13 protein-coding genes are annotated in these 17,356 nt (G+C 68.6%); 11 read left to right on the plus strand and 2 right to left on the minus strand.

Annotated features, from left to right (window positions below):
• Nucleotides 1-328: 328 nt before the first annotated feature.
• Entirely contained in the window at nucleotides 329-712 is a 384-nt protein-coding gene (locus ABIC16_RS19330) for a hypothetical protein (RefSeq protein ID WP_354292486.1), read from the minus strand.
• Nucleotides 713-734: 22 nt separating this feature from the next.
• Here ABIC16_RS19330 and ABIC16_RS19335 point away from each other — a divergent pair, with 22 nt between their 5' ends.
• The 3 genes from ABIC16_RS19335 (at nucleotide 735) to ABIC16_RS19345 (ending at nucleotide 6,695) form a co-directional block, all read left to right on the plus strand.
• On the plus strand, nucleotides 735-1,880 hold the full coding sequence (locus ABIC16_RS19335; protein WP_354292587.1) for a glycosyl hydrolase: 1,146 nt from the start codon (nucleotides 735-737) through the stop codon (nucleotides 1,878-1,880).
• A gap of 354 nt (nucleotides 1,881-2,234) precedes the next feature.
• Nucleotides 2,235-3,944 (plus strand): CocE/NonD family hydrolase, encoded by a 1,710-nt coding sequence (locus ABIC16_RS19340; RefSeq protein ID WP_354292487.1) that lies wholly within the window; start codon nucleotides 2,235-2,237, stop codon nucleotides 3,942-3,944.
• An 18-nt stretch (nucleotides 3,945-3,962) separates the two neighbouring features.
• Nucleotides 3,963-6,695: a TonB-dependent receptor plug domain-containing protein gene (locus ABIC16_RS19345; RefSeq protein ID WP_354292488.1), complete on the plus strand. Its 2,733-nt coding sequence runs from the start codon at nucleotides 3,963-3,965 to the stop codon at nucleotides 6,693-6,695.
• 41 nt (nucleotides 6,696-6,736) lie between these two features.
• Here the strand turns inward: ABIC16_RS19345 and ABIC16_RS19350 are convergent, their stop codons facing one another.
• Complete coding sequence (locus tag ABIC16_RS19350) at nucleotides 6,737-7,216, minus strand: MarR family winged helix-turn-helix transcriptional regulator (RefSeq protein WP_354292489.1); 480 nt, start codon at nucleotides 7,214-7,216, stop codon at nucleotides 6,737-6,739.
• Between the two features lie 88 nt (nucleotides 7,217-7,304).
• On the opposite strand from ABIC16_RS19350, the gene ABIC16_RS19355 reads away from it, so the two are divergent.
• The 8 genes from ABIC16_RS19355 to ABIC16_RS19390 are packed head-to-tail and all read left to right on the plus strand — an operon-like array spanning nucleotide 7,305 to nucleotide 17,299.
• Nucleotides 7,305-7,841 (plus strand): TRAP transporter small permease, encoded by a 537-nt coding sequence (locus ABIC16_RS19355; RefSeq protein ID WP_354292490.1) that lies wholly within the window; start codon nucleotides 7,305-7,307, stop codon nucleotides 7,839-7,841.
• On the plus strand, nucleotides 7,838-9,148 hold the full coding sequence (locus ABIC16_RS19360) for a TRAP transporter large permease (protein ID WP_354292491.1): 1,311 nt from the start codon (nucleotides 7,838-7,840) through the stop codon (nucleotides 9,146-9,148). The genes ABIC16_RS19355 and ABIC16_RS19360 overlap by 4 nt, the downstream gene beginning before the upstream one ends.
• Nucleotides 9,145-10,209: a TRAP transporter substrate-binding protein DctP gene (dctP, locus tag ABIC16_RS19365; protein ID WP_354292492.1), complete on the plus strand. Its 1,065-nt coding sequence runs from the start codon at nucleotides 9,145-9,147 to the stop codon at nucleotides 10,207-10,209. Before ABIC16_RS19360 ends, dctP begins: the two co-directional genes overlap by 4 nt.
• Nucleotides 10,206-11,450 (plus strand): CaiB/BaiF CoA transferase family protein, encoded by a 1,245-nt coding sequence (locus ABIC16_RS19370; protein WP_354292493.1) that lies wholly within the window; start codon nucleotides 10,206-10,208, stop codon nucleotides 11,448-11,450. Before dctP ends, ABIC16_RS19370 begins: the two co-directional genes overlap by 4 nt.
• The gene (locus ABIC16_RS19375; RefSeq protein WP_354292494.1) at nucleotides 11,450-13,825 is read left to right on the plus strand and encodes a 2-hydroxyacyl-CoA dehydratase; all 2,376 of its coding nucleotides are present in this window, start codon (nucleotides 11,450-11,452) and stop codon (nucleotides 13,823-13,825) included. Before ABIC16_RS19370 ends, ABIC16_RS19375 begins: the two co-directional genes overlap by 1 nt.
• Nucleotides 13,822-15,015 (plus strand): CaiB/BaiF CoA transferase family protein, encoded by a 1,194-nt coding sequence (locus ABIC16_RS19380; RefSeq protein WP_354292495.1) that lies wholly within the window; start codon nucleotides 13,822-13,824, stop codon nucleotides 15,013-15,015. The genes ABIC16_RS19375 and ABIC16_RS19380 overlap by 4 nt, the downstream gene beginning before the upstream one ends.
• A complete protein-coding gene (locus tag ABIC16_RS19385) occupies nucleotides 15,012-16,196 on the plus strand; it encodes a CaiB/BaiF CoA transferase family protein (RefSeq protein ID WP_354292496.1) in 1,185 nt (394 codons plus the stop codon). The genes ABIC16_RS19380 and ABIC16_RS19385 overlap by 4 nt, the downstream gene beginning before the upstream one ends.
• Complete coding sequence (locus ABIC16_RS19390) at nucleotides 16,193-17,299, plus strand: CapA family protein (protein WP_354292497.1); 1,107 nt, start codon at nucleotides 16,193-16,195, stop codon at nucleotides 17,297-17,299. The genes ABIC16_RS19385 and ABIC16_RS19390 overlap by 4 nt, the downstream gene beginning before the upstream one ends.
• Nucleotides 17,300-17,356 lie beyond the last annotated feature (57 nt).

Consider the following 17,356-nt stretch of genomic DNA (forward strand, 5'->3'; position numbering starts at 1 on the left):
GGTTTTCAGGGCGGATCGGCATCTCGATTCTATGAGTCAGCCGATGGCAGAACGAAAGCGAAATCTTCTTGGTTTGTTTTTGGTCTGTTGTGTAACCGTTCCACGCGGTGCGTACCGTCAGTTTTCGTGCCGATGCCCGTGATCGTGCGCGGCGATACTGGCAACGTACTCGAGATCGCGCTGTAGACCTCGTATTCGTTACGACTTCGTACCGTCCGGCTCTCGGCTGCGGTCAAGCCCAAAGACTCGATCCGGCCGACATAAATCCGTTGACCAAGCGTCGACGGTAACGGAACATAAAGCGAACACGTAGAGTCTAGCCACCATGTCAGCCGTCCTCGATTCGCTTCCCCACAGCATCGCCCATCTGCGAAGCATCGCGATGCCGCTCGCCGATTACCGCGTCCTGCCGTTCGGGGTTGGCGGCCTGGACAATCGTCTGAACGGGGGAGGGCTCCGGGCTGGAGCGCTGCACGAGGTCGCCGCACGCACCTGTTCCCTGGTCGATGATGCGGCTGCCACGCTGTTCCTTGCCGGTGTCGCCGCGCGAGAAGCGCGGAACACGCGTGCCCCGGTGCTTTGGGCAAGCTGCCGGAACGATCTCTACGCCCCCGGCTTGGCGCAAGCCGGGTTGTGCTCGGCGAACGTGATCTACGCTCAGCCCAAGGACGACGCCGCGCTTCTGGCGGTTTGCGCCGATCACCGCGCTCAACGCGGTCTCGCCGTTGACGGACGTGCCGCCGGGCTGGGGTTGGGACTATATCAATGCCGCCGCCCTGACCGACGCGGTCACGGTCGAACACGGGGTGATCGTCGCGAAAGGCGGTGCCCGCTACAAGGCGCTCTATCTCGGCGGCACTTCCAGCCGCATGACGCTGCCGACCCTGCGCCGCATTGCCGCGCTCGCCGAAGCGGGGGCGACCGTGATCGGCAAGGCGCCGCACGGCAGCCCGAGCCTTGCCGACGACCCCGGAGCGTTCGCAAAGCTCGTCGGGCGGTTGTGGGCCGGGGGGCAGGAGACGCGGGTCGGGGCCGGTCGCGTGATCGCCGTGGACAGCGTCGCGCAGGGGCTGGCACGGGCCGGCATCGCACCCGATTTCCCCTACAGCGGACCCGCCGACGCCGAGGTGGCGTTCGTGCATCGGCGCACTGCGGACGCCGATATCTATTGGGTCGACGACCGCAAAGGCGGGGTCGCGCGGATCGATGCGCGCTTCGCGGTCAGCGGCAGGGTTCCGGAACTGTGGCACGCCGAGACCGGTCAAAGCGAGGCGCTCTCCTGGCAACGATTCGGCGATTCGACCGTGATTCCGCTGACGTTACGGGCGCACGAGTCGGTCTTCGTCGTGTTCCGCAAGCCGACATCGCTCGACGGCCAGACGGTCGCGCAAGCCGTTGAGACGCCGGTCGCAACGCTGAACGCGCCATGGTCGGTGACGTTCGAGCCGGGGCGCGGCGCACCTGCCGGGACGACGATGCGCAGCCTGCAGCCGCTCGATCGGAACGCGGATCCCGGGATCCGCTATTTCTCCGGGATTGCGACGTACCGCAGCGGGTTCGACCTGGGGCGGGCGGGCGGGGCGACGCCGCTGCTCTTGGATCTGGGCGGCGTCGGGGACGTGGCGGAGGTGCGGATCAACGGCGTGCGCGTCGGGACGCTCTGGCAGGCGCCGTACCGCGTTGATATCGCGAGTGCGGTCCGGGCCGGGCGGAACACGATCGAAGTGCGGGTTGCCAACCTCTGGGTCAATCGCCTGATCGGCGATGCGCAGCCGAATGTGACGAAAGTGACCTACACGACCCTGCCGACCTATCGCGCCGATGCCACGCTGCGACCCTCCGGTCTGCTGGGGCCGGTGGTGCTTTTCACCCGACTTTAAGGCAATTTCAGCAGGAAACGGGCGATTCCGCCCGAGCACGCATACGATGATGCGGCGACGGACGGACGGACGGGCAGGGCGTGCCGCGCGGTCGCCGCGGCTCCGCCCGGGGAGCCCGTTTCCCCGACTCGCCCGCCCGAAAACCCGAAAATCATCCGCTGGACGGCGCGGCCACGCCGCGCATCGGCGGTGTCGCGACCGTTGATTAAAGATTTATATCATAGCAGTTGATAATTCCAACAGTAGGCGATATCCCTCTCCTGTCAGGCGCGAAGATCGCCCGAGCAGGAGAGATGCGTGGTGGTTCAGCGAATTAGCCGGCGCCTGAAAAGGCGCCTGACGGCCGGTTGCACCATGGCCGCATTGCTGATCCCGGTGGGGGCACCGGGCCAGGATGCGGCACCGACCGATCCCCGCGTGGCGCGCCAGTCCTTCTACCTGCCGATGCGCGACGGCGTCCGGATCGCGGTGAACGTCTATCGCCCGGCGAAGGACGGCGCGGCGCTCGCGACCAAGGCCCCTGTGGTGTTCGCCTTCACCCCCTATCGTGCGCGCTACGTCGACAAGGGCAAGCTCGTCGAACTGGTCGACCAGCCGACCTTCGGGCTGCGCGATCTGGTCCATAGCGGCTATGTTGTGGCGACCGCCGACATTCGCGGCAAAGGCGCGTCCTTCGGCGCGCGGCGCGGGTTCCTCGACCAGACCGAAGCCAGGGACGGCGCGGAAATCGTCCAGTGGCTCGCGCGGCAACCCTATGCGACCGGCGACGTCGGGCTGATCGGCTGTTCCTATCTCGGCGGCACGGCAATGCTGGTTGCAAGCGCGCAGCCGCCCGCGGTCAAGGCGGTCTTCTCCGCTGCGACCGACTGGGACAAATATGAATTCGTGCGCCGCGGCGGCATCACCGGCCAGTTCAACACACGGCCAGAAGACCCGCTGACGGGCGATTACGCCAGCGTGCCGGTCGACGGCGACGCCGGTGGCGCCCTGCTCAAGCAGGCCGTGGCCCAGCATGCCGGCAATACGCCGATGGCACCGCTGTGGTACGGCATCCCGTATCGCGACAGCATGTCCGCGCTGACGGGCACGCGGTTCTGGGAAGAGGTCGGTCCCTATACGCACAAGGCGGCGTTGGCGCGTCCCGGCGTCGCCTGGTATGTCTGGGGTAACTGGAACGACGAGCCGACCGAACAGGTCATCCGGACCGCCGCCAATCTGCCCGCCAAGATGATCATCGGGCCGGGCAGCCATTGCGAGATGCCCAAGCAGATCGACATCAACGCGATCCAGAAGACGTTCTTCGACCGATATCTGAAGGGCGTGCGCAACGGTATCGAGACCGAGCCGAAATACGCCTGGTGGCGGCAGGACGGTAGCGGCGGCGCACTGATCCGATCGAACCGGCTCCCCGGTGTCGGGATCAAGCGGACGACGCTGTTCCTCGGCATGGCCGGGCAGGCGAGCGCCGGAACGCTGGCGCGCACCGCGCCGGGCGCAGGGCGGTTCGACTATCGCGTCGAGTATGACATCTCGACCGACGCCTATTTTCCGTTCTGGCCCGATACGCCCGATGCGCGCGCGGCGCTGTTCACCACCGCACCGCTCGCCGCACCGGCGACGATCGAAGGGTATCCGATCGTGTCGATCAAGGCCGCGGCGGACATGCCCGAAGGCGACCTGTTCGCCTATCTCGAGGACGTCGATCCCAGCGGCAAGGCGGTCGTGCTGGCGCAGGGGCGGCTGGCGGGAAGCCATCGGAAGCTCGCCAAGGCGCCGTACGCCGATCTGGATCTGCCGTATCATTCGGGGTTGCAGCGCGACGCGACACCGCTGGTGCCGGGCGAACCGGTCACGCTCACCTTCGAATTGTCGCCGCGATCCTATGTCGTCCAGCCGCACCATCGCCTGCGCGTCGCGCTCGCCGGTGCCGATCCGCGCCAGCGCAACCTGGCGGAGATCAAGAGCGGCCTGACCAAGCGCTGGATGCTCTACGGCGGCGCGGCGGCGTCGCGCATCGACATTCCCTTTACCACCACAGTCCAGTTCGAGACCGGCGTCCAATAAAGCAGGCAGGAGAGCGATATGAACAGCAAGCCGAAGAGCCTCATTCCCTTGGGCATGCAAACCGGCGTCGCGCTGGCGGCGCTCGCCTGGTCCAGCGTCGCGTGCGCGCAGGCCGTGCCCGACGCCGGGCAGACCGCCCCTGCGACGCAGGTCCCCGACGACACCGATGCGGCACGCGCGCAGGCGAGCAGCAGCGGCACGCCGCTCCCGCCCGCGTCCGCCGACACCGCGGCCCCGGCCACCGACATCGTCGTGACGGGCAGCCGCATCCGCGGCGTCGCGCCGGTCGGCTCCCCGCTGATCGAGCAGACCCGCACCGACCTGCTCGCGACGGGCGCGACCAGCACGACCCAGCTCGTCCAGAACCTGCCGCAGGTCATCAACCAGGGCGTGAGCGAAGGAAGCCGCAACACGTCGGGCGGCGCCGGCAACATCACCTACAGTTCGGGCTTCAACATCCGCGGCATCGGACCTTATGCCACGCTGACGCTGCTCAACGGACACCGGATCGTCCAGTCGGGCTCGTCGGGCGGCCTGCCCGACCCGAGCGCGATCCCGACGATCGCGATCGAGCGGGTCGAGGTCGTCGCCGACGGTGCCTCGGCGATCTACGGATCCGACGCTGTGGCAGGCGTGGTCAACCTGATTACCAGGCGCAAGTTCAATGGTCTGGAAGCCCGCACGCAATATGGGCTGGCGAACGACAATGCCTATAACCAATATTCGCTCGGCATCATCGGCGGGCATAGCTGGGCCACCGGCAATATCACGGCGTCGTACGAGCACGCCGGCCATTCCGCGTTGAACGGCGCGGATCGCTCCTTCTATGCGGCCGATCTCCGGTCGCGCGGCGGCGGCGATTTCCGCGGTACGCAGTGCGGGCCGGCGAACATCGGCATCAACGGCGTGACCTATGCGCAGCCCGGCCTCGTCGCCAATACGGTCAACCGGTGCGACACGCTCAAGGGCCAGGACCTGATCCCGTTGCAGGTGCGCGACAGCGCGATGGGGTCGATCACGCAGTCGATCGGCTCGCGCATCACGGTGACCGGCGACATCCTCTACACCAAGCGCAAGTTCATCTTCACCGCAGCGCCGACCACCGGCACGGTGACGGTGCCCAACACCAATCCGTATTTCGTCCTGCCGGCAGGCGTGGTCGCCACGTCGGAGACGGTGCAGACCAATTTCGGCAATCAGGTGCTCAACCCGTCGAGCGGCTATTCCAACGATATCGAGGGCACGGTCGGGCTCAACTGGAAGGCGTTCGGCGATTTCCAGCTCGACGCCGATTACACCTATGGCCGCGACGAGAGCTACAGCCTGTCGACCCGCGGCGCCAACAATGCCGCGATCGCGGCCGCGCTGGCGAGCTCCAATCCGGCGACCGCGCTCAACCCGTTCGGCAACAACAGCGCCGCGATCCTCAATTCGAATTTCAACGCGGTGTTCGGCGCGCCGGGCACCAACGAGCTGCATGAAGGCGAACTCAACCTCTCGGGCTCGGTGGTCGATCTGCCGGGCGGCAAGCTGCGCGTCGCGATCGGCGGCGAGATCCTGCGCGAGAGCATCTATACCGGTCTCGATTCGGGCTCCGTCGGGGCGGTCACGTCGGCGCGTGCCTATTCGGCGCGGACGATCAAGTCGGTATTCGGTGAAATCCGCCTGCCGATCTTCGGCGACGGCAATGCGATTCCGGGCTTCCAATCGCTGGATATCTCGCTCGCAGGCCGGATCAGCGACTATTCCGACGTCGGCTCGTCCAAGAACCCCAAGATCGGGATCAACTGGCAGCCGGTGCGCGGGCTCAAACTGCACGGCAGCTACGGCACGTCGTTCCGCGCGCCGATCCTGACGCAGATCCGCGGTGCATCGAACGCGCTGTACGTGCAGAATTATTCGACTCCGGCCGGGATCGTCCAGGGCGTGACGCTGTCGGGGCTCGCCACCGGCAATGCGCTGACCCCGGAAAAGGCGCGCACCTTCTCGCTGGGCGCGGACTTCGCGCCGAGCGCGGTGCCGAACCTGCGGGCGAGCGTGAATTACTTCAACATCGACTATACCGGCCAGATCAACGCCATCCTGTCCGATCTGTCGATCCTGCAGACCCCGGCGATCGCCGCCCGCTATGCCGATCGCATCGTTCAGGGGGCGGCGGCGACGGCCTTGATCCAGTCCTTCGTCGCGGCCGGCTATCCCGTGCGCGGCGTGCTGCCGAACAACCCGACGCTGTTCGTCTACGGGCAGAACGTCAACGCCGGCAAGACGATGGCGGAAGGCCTGGATTTCCAGGTCGCTTACCGTCTGGGCGGGTTCAACGTGGCGACCAACGGCACCTATTTCACCAAATACAAGACGGCCGTATCGACGAGCGCGCCGCTGACCGACGCGCTGAACACGATCTTCAATCCGCCGCGGTTCCGGTCGCGCAGCTCGGTCGGCTATGACGGCGGCGGCACCAGCGCGGTGCTGTTCTGGAACTATACCAATTCCTACGACAACAACCGCGCGACCCCGACGCAGCAGGTCAGCGACTATTCGACCTTCGATCTCCACATCGCCCATCGCTTCGACGGTGGCCTCAGCGCGAAGAACAAGCTTATCCTCGCGCTCGACGTCGCGAACCTGTTCGACGTCGATCCGCCATTCGTGAATATCGCGCAGAGCCCGAACGGCGGCGGCGGGTTCGATCCCACCCTGGCCAACCCGATCGGTCGTCTGATCTCGATCTCGGCGATCGTGTCGCTGTGATCGCGCCGCGTCCGCCGAGCGACGTCATGCGGTGCAACGGCTTACCGGCGAAAGCAGGAATCGTACACGCGGTCGAGCAGCGCGCTCAGCACATGCAGGTCGTGCGGGCCGAGCGCGTTGAGCACGTCCTGCTCGACCGCTTCGAGGCGGGCGAACATCTTCTCCAGCGCCGCCTCGCCGCTCGCCGTGGTGTGCAGCGCGTGGCGGCGGCGGTCGCCGGGCGAGCGGCGCCGCTCGGCGAAACCGAGCCGTTCCAGATCGTCGACCACCGTCACCGCGGCGGATTTGTCGAGCCCGACCTCGCGCGCCAGCTTGACCTGCGACAGGCCGGGGTTGGCGGAGATCAGCGCCAGCGCGGAGAATTCACCGGGGCGCAGGCCATGGTCGACGCTCTCGGTGGTGAAGGCGCTCGACAGCTGGTTCTGGATACGGCGCAGCCGGAAGCCGATGAAGTCGCCGAGCCTGCCAAGATCGAGATGTTCGTCGTTGACGGCATTGGCGGATCGCAGCGGGGAAGACATGTCCGGCGCTTAATCAATCGTTCGGCACAAACAAAGCGCGATTGTCGGCAGGCGCAATCCTACCGGCGGTCCATGGTAGCGTATCTCCATGGTTGAAAATCTGCCCCGCACCGATCCTGACCTCCCGGGCGCGACCGACATCGCGATGCCGGCGGAAACCCCGGCGGACCGTTCGCATCCCCGGATCCGCGCGATCGCGCTCGGCACGGGGTCGGCCGCCTTGCTGCTGGCGATGGCAACCGACGCGCTGGCGGTGGCCGGGCGGCATCTGGGCGTCAGCCTGCTCGGCGCGATCGAGATCGTCGAGGCCTGCGTGGTGGTGGCGGCGACGTCGGCGATCGTGATTGCAACGATCGACGGCACGCATGCCCGCGTCCGGATCCTGCTCGAGCAGGTCGGCGACGGCGTCGCGCATGCGCTGGAGCGCGCCGCGAGCCTTGCTAGCGCGCTGATCATGCTGGTGCTGATCGCCGGGTCGATCTGGCTCGCCGCCGATCTGTGGAATGGCCATGAGGTGACCGAGGTGCTCGGTCTGCCGCTGCGCTGGTTCCGGCTGTTCTGGACCGTGGGTGCCGCGGTGGCCGCCGCGCTGTTCGCGGCGCGCGCGTGGGCGCGGCCGCGATGAGCGTGCTCATTCCCGAAATCGTCGGGGTGCTGGGGCTGATCGGGCTGCTCAGCCTGCTCGCGCTGGGCCTGCCGATCGGCATCGCCTTGATCCTGGTCGCGGTGATCGGGCTGTCGGTGCTGATCTCCCCGGAGGCGGCGCTGATCAAGCTCGGCGTGATCGGCTTCGACACCATCAGCCGTTACGAGCTCGGCGTGTTGCCGCTGTTCGTGCTGATGGCGCATCTCTGCTTCGCGGCGGGGGCAAGCCGTGACTTCTTCGACGTTGCCGCCAAGTTCGTCGGGCATCGCCGCGGCGGGCTCGCGATCGCCTCGATCGGCGGGTGCGCCGGGTTCGGCGCGATCAGCGGATCGAGCCTCGCGACCGTCGCCACCGTCACCGCGGTCGCCTTGCCGGAGATGCGCAAGGCCAATTACGCCCCGTCCTTCGCGACGGGGGCGCTCGCCGCCGGCGGGACGCTCGGCTCGCTGGTGCCGCCGTCGGGTGCGTTGATCGTGTTCGGGATCGTCGCGGAACAGTCGATCGGCAAGCTGTTCGCCGCCGCGATCATTCCCGGCATCACCCAGGCGCTGTTCTACATCGTCGCGATCTCGGTGCTCTGCCGGATCAACCCGTCGCTGGGCCCGCGCACGGTACGCGTGCCGTGGCGCGAGCGGGGGGCCGCGCTGGTGCAGGTGATCGACGTGCTGGCGCTCATCGTGTTCGTCATCGGCGGGCTGTTCATCGGCTGGTTCACCCCGACCGAGGCGGCCTCGGTCGGGTCGGTCGCTGCACTGCTGCTGTGCTGGTGGCGCGGCCGGCTGAGCGTGGCCGGCGTGCGCGGGGCGCTCGACGCGACGCTGCGCACGACGGGAATGATCTATCTCGTCATCATCGGTGCGCTGCTGTTCGCGACCTTCGTCAGCGTGACCGGGATCGCGGCGTGGCTGGCGCACGGCGTGACCAGCCTGCATGCCTCGCCGATCCTCGCGATCGTCGCGATGGCGGTGGCGCTGCTGGTGCTCGGCTCGTTCCTCGACGGGATCGCGCTGATGCTGCTGACCACGCCGATCTTCCTGCCGATCATCCATGATCTCGGCATGAGCCCGATCTGGTTCGGCATCTTCCTGGTGCGGACAATGGAGATCGGCTTCGTCCATCCCCCGCTCGGGCTCAACGTCTATGTCATTCAGGAGATCGCGAAGGACATCCCGCTCGCGACGATCTTCCGCGGCATCGTGCCGTTCCTGGTGGTCGATTTCCTCCACCTCGCCCTGCTGATCGCCGTGCCGGCGGTGGCGCTGTGGCTGCCGAGGATGCTCGGATGATGCGCTTCGTCTGCCTGATCCTAGCGCTGTGCGCGCTCGCCGGGTGCGCGCGGCGCGATCCCGACGTGGTCGTGCTGACCTATGCCACGCCGTACCCGCCGAGCCATCCGTTCAGCCAGGCCGATCAGCAATGGATCGACTGGGTCCAGCGGGAATCGCACGGCCGCATCAAGATCCACGCCTTCTGGGGCGGTGCGCTGCTGTCGAGCAACCAGAGCATGGAGGAGATCCGCCACGGAGTCGCCGATGTCGGGCTGATCACGCCGATCTACACGCTCGGCAACGCCCATGCGCAGCGGGCGCAGGTCGGTTTCTACGGCCATGTCGGGTCGATCGAGCAGCAGGTCGGCGTGTACAAATGCCTGATCGCCACCTTCCCCGTGCTCCGCGACGAACTCGACGGATTGCGCGTGCTGGCGGTCCAGGGCGGCAATCTGCCCGGCATCGTCACGCGCAACCGGCCGATCCGGAGCCTGGCCGATCTGCGCGGGCTGCGCCTGCGCGCACCGGCCGAGAATACCGGCGTGCTGCGCCAGCTCGGCGCCGATCCGGTCGATATGCCGATGGGCAACGTCTATCCGGCGCTCGCCAAGGGCGTGATCGACGGCGTGGTCGCCCCCGCCGACACGCTCAAGAGCCTCGATTTCGCCGAGGTCGCGCATCACTTCGTCACGCTTCGCATCAGTCGCGGCGCCTATCCTGCGCGGGCGATGAACGCCGCGCGCTGGAACGCGCTGCCGGCCGAGTTCCAGGCGCTGCTGGCGCGCAGCCAGCTGGTCTGGGAGGCCGCGCTCGCGCGGACGATCGTGCGCGCCGAACAGACCGGACAGGCGTTCGGCCATCAGCACGGCGTCGTCTTCACGCCGATCCTGGCCGGCGACCAAGCGCGCTTCGACGCGCTCTACAATCGCGATTCCGCCGTGACCGCAAAGGCACTCGCGCGCTTCGGGATCGACGGCCTGCCGATCTTCCGCGCGGCCCAGGCGCTGATCCACCAGTCTCCGGCCGGTGCCGCGCCCCGCTGCGCGGCCGGCCCTTCCCTTCCGCAGGAAATCCAATGACCCAGCACACCACCCCGCGACCGCTCGAGGGATTGCGCGTGATCGACCTGACCCGCGCGCTCGCCGGTCCCTATGCGACCCTGCTGCTTGCCGGCCTCGGTGCCGAAGTGATCAAGGTCGAGGATCCGCAGGGCGGTGATCTCGCGCGCGACAACAGCCCGTATGTCGGTCGCGACGGCGTGACGGTCGAGAAGCTCCACGACGACGATATCTCGATCTCGCATCTGTCGCGCGCGCGGGGCAAGCACGGTGTCTCGCTCAACCTCAAGCTGGAGAGCGCACGGCAGGTGTTTCACGACCTGTGTGCGCACGCCGATATCGTCGTCGAGAATTTCGCCGCCGGCACCGCCGATCGCCTCGGCGTCGGCTATGCCGTGGCGAAGGCGGCAAAGCCCGACATCATCTATTGCTCGCTCTCGGGCTTCGGCGCGGCCAGCCCGGACGGCAAGGCGATGGACGTCATCATCCAGGCGCTGTCGGGGGCGATGTATGCAAGCGGCGAGCCGGGTACGCCGCCGGTGCGGATGGGCATCCCGGTCGCCGACATGCTCGCGCCGGTGTTCGCGGTGATCGGCATCCTCTCCGCGCTCGAACAACGCCACCGCACGGGGGAGGGGCAGCATGTCGACGTCTCGATGCTCGGCGCGCTGACGTCGTTCGTCGCGATCGAGAACTGGTCGGCGCTGGCCGCCGCCGGAATGCCGGCGCGCACCGGGCTGACGGTGCAGCGGCTCTCCCCGTTCGGCGTGTTCGAATGCGCCGACGGCTATGTCGCCATCGTCGCGGTCCATGAAAAGCTCGCGCGCGGGCTGTTCCGCGCGATGGGGCGACCCGAGCTTGCCAACGATCCGCGCTTCGCCGGACGCGACCTGCGCGTCGCCAATGCGATCCCGCTCGAACTGGAAATCACCGCCTGGTCGAAGCAGCACAGCGTCGCCGACGTCGTCGCGGCGTTGCAGGCCGAGGACGTTCCCGCCGCGCCGGTCCGCCATCCCGAGGAAGCGTTGCTCGATCCGCGCGTGGTGGCGCGCAACGAGACGATGCCGGTGCAGCATCCCGCCTATCCCTCCGACGTCGACCTGCGCAGCGTGGGCGTTCCGATCACCTTCTCGGGCGCGCGTACGGGGTTCGATCCGGCGCTTCCGGTCCGCATCGGCGAGCATAATGAACAGATTCTGCGCGGGCTGCTCGGCTATGACGATGCGCGGATCGCCGCGCTGGCGCTGGAAGGCGCGATCTGATGACCGGTTCGGCGGCGGCGCTGGCGGCGATGCGCGCGGCGTATCGCGATCCCGATATGGTCGCGGCGACGTTGCGCGACCGGGGCGCGCGCGTGATCCGGACGATCGGGAGCGATGCCCCCGATGCGCTGCTGCGCGCGGCAGGCTTCACCCCGGTGCGCGTCGCCCCCCCCGATCTGGCGGAGACGCCACGCGCCGATGCGCTGATCGGCCCCGCGACCGGCCGCCGCCGGGCGCACCGGCTGCTCGAGTGGCTGCTCGACCCGCGGCACGCCGCGGTGCCGATCCTGATCACCCGCGCCGACAGCGAGCAACCCCAATTGTTCGCCGCGCTGCGCGAACTGCGCCGTCTGGGCGAAGGCGGGCCGCGCCGTTTCGCGATGCTCGACCTGCTGCATCAACCACGCGACGGTTCGCGGCGCTATAACCGCTCACGTCTTGCCCAGCTTGGCGCATGGCTCGTCGCGGAAGGCGGCACCCTTGCGTCGGATGCGGCGATTTCCGCGCATGCCGCGGACGAAGTCCGGCTGCGCGAGCGGGTGATCGCCGCGCAAGCGTTGCGTCAGGCGGCGAACCCGCGGCTGTCGGGTACGGACCTGCTGCATATCGTCGGCGCATCCAGCACGTTGCCGATCGCCGAGACGATCGCGCATCTCGATACGATCCTGGCCGACGTGCCGGCGCCGATCGCGTGCGCCCGGCGCTTGTGGGTCACCGGCAGTGCGCCCGAAGACGATCGCGTCTATGCCGAACTCGAGCAGGACGATGCGGTGATCGTCGGCGAGACGCACGATTGGGGCTGGAACCGCTTCGCCGCGCCGCCCGCGGCAAGCCTCGACGCGCTCGCCGATCCGCGACGCCGCGCCCCGCTGGCAGCGCGCATGCTCGCCGAAGTGGCGGACCGCTGTGTCGCCGAGGCGCACGCCGCCGGCGCGGACGCGATCGTCGCGCTGACGCTCGACGCGGACGAAGTCGCGCCGTGGCTGGTCCGCCCGCTGCGCGCGCGTGCAGGCGCGACACCGATCGAACCCTGGATCCGCCCCGAACCCGAACCCGACCGCGCCCTGCCGGCCGCACGCCCGACACCGGCGTCGCGCCCGGCACGCAGCCGCAAGCTGTTGCAGGCCAACGCCGATTTCGGAACGTACCAGCGCGAATGGTTCGGCGCGGTGCGGGCGCGGGTCGCCGATGGCGCCAAATTCGCGGTGGTCAACGCCAATGCCCCGCAGGAGATATTGCGCGCCTTCGACCTGCCGTTCGTCGTCAACCAATGGTGGGCGTCGATCGTCGCCGCCAAGCAGCAGTCGCAGCGCTATCGCGGCCTGCTCGTCGAGCAGGGGTATCCGGCCGAGGTGGAAGCCTATAGCACGCAGGCGCTTGCGGCGGTGTTCGACACGGATATGGACCAGGCGCCGTGGGGTGGGCTGCCGCGACCCGATTTCGTCCACGCGATCGCCTCGTCCGATCCGACGCCGGCGATCTACGAGGCGATGGCCGAGGCCAGCGGCGCGGCTGGCTTCGTCTACGAACGCACCGTCGATCCGCGCACGACGATCGAGACGCGCTGGTGGGAGGTGATGCCCGACGATTGGGACAGCGCGCTCGAGCCCGAACGGATCGACCTGCTCGTCGAAGAATTGCGCGCGGTGATCGCGCAGCTCGAGGCCGCGACGGGGCAGCCGTTCGACACCATGCGCTTCCGCGCGATCCTCGATCTCGTCAACGAACAGGAAGGCTATTACCGCGCCACCCGTGACCTGATCGCGCGGACCGTCCCCGCGCCGATCAGCATCGTGGACAGCATGCCGGCGACGATGGTGCCGCAATGGCACCGTGGTAGCGTGTGGGCGCGCGATGCGGCGCGTGCCTTCCATGACGAGGTCGTGGCGCGCGCGGCAGCGGGGCAGGGGGTGGTTGCGCAGGAAAAGGTGCGGCTGATGTGGGTTGGACGCGGGCTGTGGAGCGATACCGCTTTCTACCAGCGCTGGGAGGAGAGCCATGGCGCAGTGTTCGTCTGGTCGATGTATCTCGCCCTCGCCGCCGACGGATATATCCGGCATTTCGACCGCGGGCGCGATCCGCTGCGCTCGCTTGCGGCGCGCTTCCTGACGATGGGCGATGAATTGCGCATGCCGAGCTGGGCCGGGCCATGGCATGTCCATGAGGCGCAGACGCATCAGATCGACGGTGCGCTGGCGCTGGCGGATGCCGATCCGTTCGTGGTGCGCGCGCTGGTCGCGGCGGGGGTGCCGGTGCTCGAACTGGGGGTCGACAATTTCGGGCTGCAAGGCGACGATCTCGATCGCTTGCACGGGCGGATTACGGCGTTCATCGAAGGTCCGGCCAGCGCTTATGCGGCGCGGCGCTTCGCATGACCGGTCCGCTCGCCAACCGTCGCGTGCTCGAATTCTCGCGCTATCTGCCAGGCACCTATTTCGGTTGGATCGCGGGCGACATGGGGGCGGACGTCATCCGGATCGAGCATCCGCGCGAACTGGCCAAGCGCGACACGATGCTTGGCGGCCGGGCCGATCCGGCCGCGCGGCTGCGCGCCCGCGCGCGCCCGACCGAAACGCGCAACAAACGCAGCCTCGCGATCAATCCCGGGCATCCCGACGCGAAGCCGATCCTGGATGCGCTGATCGCGCGCGCCGACGTGCTGGTCGAGGATTTCCGCCCGGGCACGATGGCGGCGATGGGGTTCGGCTATGATGCGGCGGCGGCGATCAACCAGCGACTGGTCTATGCCTCGGTGAGTTTTGCCGGGCAGGACGGTCCGCTCGCGCACCGCGCCGGCCACGATCCGGCGGCGCTTGCCGCAGCGGGGGTTCTCTCCCGCCTGAACGGCCAGCCGGTGCCGACGCTTCCGGGCCTGCCGGTCGCGGACGTTCTGGCGGGGGCGCATGCGACGATCGCGATCCTGCTCGCGCTGACCGCGCGGGAGGCGAGCGGGCGGGGCGCGCATGTCGATGTCGCGATGATCGATGCGGCGATGCCGTTACTGATGGTCGCGCTTGGCCGGGCCGAGGATCCCGCGACGATCGGCCTGCCCGACGGCGCGTGGCACCCCAAGGGCGGGGTGTGGCGATGCGCGGACGCGCAATATCTGTGCACGACCGACATGGAACCGCGCTATTGGGCGCGTTTCTGCGCCGCGATCGACCGGATCGATCTGGTGGAGCGGCAGTTCGACGTGGCGGCGTATCCGCAGATCGCCCGCGAGCTCGCGGACCTGTTCGCGACGCGCCCGCGCGCGGAATGGCTCGCGCTGTTCGAAACCGCCGATACGCAGGCGATGCCGGTGCTGACGGCGGGCGAGGCGCTCCGGCAGCCCAATGCGACGGCGCGCGGGATGCATGTCATATTGCCGGTAGCGGACGGTGGCGCGGTCGAGCAGATCGGGACGCCGTTTGCGATCGGCGGGATCATGCCCGGCCTGCACCGCGCCGCGGCCGCGCCGGGCGCCGACCGCGATGCGATCCTGGGCGAGATCGGGCTCGATGCCGATGCGATCGCCCGGCTCGAACGCGCCGGCCTGTTCTCGAGCACGACGGGCGCGGCGTGACCGCGCTCGACGGTCTCGTGGTGATCGACTTCACCCATGCCATATCCGGGCCGACCTGCACCAACATGCTCGCGCAGCTTGGCGCCACGGTGATCAAGATCGAGCCTCCCGGACGCGGCGACGGCTTTCGGCATTACACCGAACATGGCGGAGCGGCGTTGCTCAGCATTCCCTTCGCGTCGATCAACGCCGGCAAACGCTCGATCGCGATCGATCTGAAGAGCGCGGAGGGGCAGCGGATCGCGCGCGACCTGATCGCGCGCGCCGACGTGGTGGTGGAGAATTACCGCCCCGGTGTGCTCGCGCGGCTCGATCTCGCGCCCGATGCCTTGCGCGCGGCCGACCCGCGTCTCATCGTCGTGTCGATCAGCGGATTCGGGCAGACCGGTCCACTCGCGCAGCACGGTGCCTACGATCATATCGCGCAGGCGATGTCGGGCATCGCGATGCTCAATGCGACCGCCGACGGGCCGCTCAAGATCGGCATCCCGATCATCGATTCCTTCACGGGGTATCTCGCGGTGATCGCATTGCTCGCCGCGCTGCGTACGCGCGACGCGACGGGGGAGGGCGCGCATCTCGACGTCGCGATGCTCGACGCCGCGCTCAAGCTCGTCAATACGACGGTCGCGGTGCATTCGTACAGCGGCGTGACACCGGGCGGTACGGGCAATCGCGGCTTCCGGCTGGTCGCGACTTCCGAATTCTATGCGACGCGCGACGGGTGGATCGCGCTCGGCGCCAATGAACAGGCGCAGGTCGCCGCGCTGTTCGCGGTGCTCGGCCATCCCGCCCTGCTCGATGATCCGCGCTTTGCGACGCATGGTGCCCGCGTGGCGCATTATGCTGCGATGCGCGACTGGCTGGTCGAGCGGGTGGCGGCTTGCGATGCGGCGACGCTGGAGTGCGATCTGGTTGCGCGCGGCGTGCCTGCGGCGAAGCTGCGTACCGTCGGCGAGATCGCCACCGATCCGCACGTTGCATGGCGCGCTACGCTCGAGCCGGTCGCATTGCCCGGCGCGGATCGCCCGCTTGCCGTGGTCGGCGCGGGGTTTGCGACCGAGCGCGGCCCGATGCCACGCGTACCGCGGCTCGGCGAACAGACCGATGCGGTGCTCGCCTCGCTCGGGCTGACCCCCGCGACGATCGCCGCGCTGCGGGAGGCGGGCGTCGTCGCATGATCGACCTGCTGTTTCTCGGCGACCTGATCCTCGACGTTCCCGAACCCGACCATTGGCTCGCCGGGATCGCGCCCGTCACCCGCGCCGCCACCCTCGCGATCGGCCATCTCGAGGTGCCGCATACGCACCACAGGCAGGAAATGGTCGGCGACGTGCCTGCACCGGGCGCGGAGCCCGCGCATCTGGCCGCGCTGGCCCGCGCGGGAATCGGTCTGGTGTCGCTCGCGGGCAATCACATCGCGGATTGCGGGGCACAAGGGATCGCCGACACGATCGCCGGGCTCGATGCGCTCGGGATCGCGCATGCCGGCGCCGGCGCGACGCTCGCCGCGGCGCAATCGCCTGCGATCGTCGTGCGCGAAGGGCGGCGGATCGCGCTGCTGAGCTACAATTGCGTGGGTCCTGCGCTCGGTTGGGCCGGTGCGGACACGGCGGGGGCGAATTACATCGTGATCCGCGCCGCCGATGGCGGCCCCGCGCGCCCGCAGGCGGATCTGCGCGACGCCGATCCCGCGTCGCTCGCGCTGATGGCGCGTCAGATCAGCGCGGTGCGGTCGCGTGCCGATATCGTGATCGTCGCGCTGCACAAGGGGATCACGCACCGGCCGGCGACGCTGGCGCCGTACGAGCGACCGGTCGCGCAGGCCGCTATCGACGCCGGCGCGGACGTGGTCGCCAGCCATCACGCGCATATCGCCCGCGGGATCGAGCTGTATCGCGGCAAGCCGATCTTCCACGGCCTGGGCAACGGTGTGGTCGTCACCCATGCGCTCAGTCCGGCACAGGACCATCCGGCGCGCGCCGCATGGGCCGAGCGGCGCAAGGCGATGTTCGGGTTCGAGCCCGACCCGGCGTACGTGCTCGCGCCGTTCCATCCCGAAGCGGTCAACGGGATGATCGGGCGCTGCAGGATCGGCGCCGACGGTACGATCGAGACCGGGTTCATGCCGATGTGGTTCGCGCCGCCGGGGCGCCCCCAACGCGCGCGGGGCGCCAGGGCCGGGACGATCGCGGCGTATATCGATCGGATCGGACAGGCGACCGGCCTCCCACCGCTCGATCGCGTCTGGGCGGACGACTGGGTCATCCTCCGGCAACCGTAACCCCGTCGTCGCGCGACCGAGGCGGAGCGGATCCGACCGTCCTTCCGACGCGGTGAT

It is taken from the genome of Sphingomonas sp. PvP055 (assembly GCF_040546365.1).
GTDB lineage: Bacteria > Pseudomonadota > Alphaproteobacteria > Sphingomonadales > Sphingomonadaceae > Sphingomonas > Sphingomonas echinoides_A.